This is a genomic window from Nonomuraea deserti (assembly GCF_004348685.1).
Lineage (GTDB): Bacteria > Actinomycetota > Actinomycetes > Streptosporangiales > Streptosporangiaceae > Nonomuraea > Nonomuraea deserti.
This window is the reverse complement of sequence record NZ_SMKO01000427.1, coordinates 1-929: the sequence shown is the minus strand read 5'-3', so window position 1 is coordinate 929 and position 929 is coordinate 1. Positions and strand designations below refer to the sequence as shown.

Annotated in this window: 2 protein-coding genes; both read right to left on the bottom strand. The window is 71.9% G+C overall.

Annotation, left to right across the window (positions count from 1 at the left end; all coding sequences use genetic code 11):
* Window positions 1–2 precede the first annotated feature (2 nt).
* On the bottom strand, window positions 3–566 hold the full coding sequence (locus tag E1292_RS50510; protein WP_132606888.1) for a carboxymuconolactone decarboxylase family protein: 564 nt from the start codon (window positions 564–566) through the stop codon (window positions 3–5).
* A partial coding sequence (locus E1292_RS52160) for a TetR family transcriptional regulator C-terminal domain-containing protein (protein ID WP_220447475.1) occupies window positions 566–929 on the bottom strand: 364 nt, incomplete at its 5' end. The genes E1292_RS50510 and E1292_RS52160, both read right to left, overlap by 1 nt.

Below are 929 nucleotides of genomic sequence, written 5' to 3'. Positions count from 1 at the left end.
GGTCAGGCCGTTGCCTGCTCCCGCCTCCACTGCTGATCGGCCCAGGCGGGATCCAGCGGGGTGCAGGCGATGTGGTTGGTGTAGTTCGACAGCGTCTTCATGCCGACGCCGAGCACGATGTCCAGCACGTGGCGGCGGGTGTGGCCGGCGGCCAGGAACGCCTCGATCTCGGCCTCGGCCACCCGGCCCCGCTGCGCCACGACCGCTTGGGTGAGGCGGCGCACCGCCTCCAGCGCCTGGTCAGCGAGTGGCCGGTCGGCGCGCAGAGCCTCGACCGCCTCGGCCGGCACCCGGGCGCGCAGCGCGAGCGTGGAGTGGGCGGCCACGCAGTACTCACAACCGTTCTCCACGCTGGCGGTGATCAGCACCACCTGCTTGGCCACCGCTGGTAGCGACGACTTGCCGAACTGCTCGGCCAGCGCGTTGTAGCCCGCCAGGAGTTCCGGTGACTCGGCCATGACCCCGTTCAGTGTGGTCACGAAGCCCATCCGCTTCTTGGCCGCCGCCAGCATCGGCCGGGCCGCCTCAGGGGCGTCACTCTCGTCATAGGTGCGGAAACCGCTCATCATCTCTCCTCGGTAGTGGTGAAACCGTCAAGGACGGCGCGCACGCTCGCCAGCAGCACGCCCGCCTCGGCGCCGGCTCGCGAGCGCAGGTTGACCGCGTAGGCCTGCAGGGTCAGCGCCTCGGCAGCCGCCTCCAGATCCAGGCCATCCCGGAGCTGGCCCCTCGTCCGCGCGGCCGCCAGCGCGGCGTGCATCGCCGCCCGGAGCGCGTCGTGATGGCGGTCCAGAACCTGGCGGATCTCCGGCAGGCCACCGCTGGCCGTGGCGTGGGTGTTGGTGACCAGGCAGCCCCAGCGGGCGTGCTCGCCCGAACACCGAGCCGCCACCAGCCGTTCGAAGAACGCGGCGATGGCCGGTAGGCCG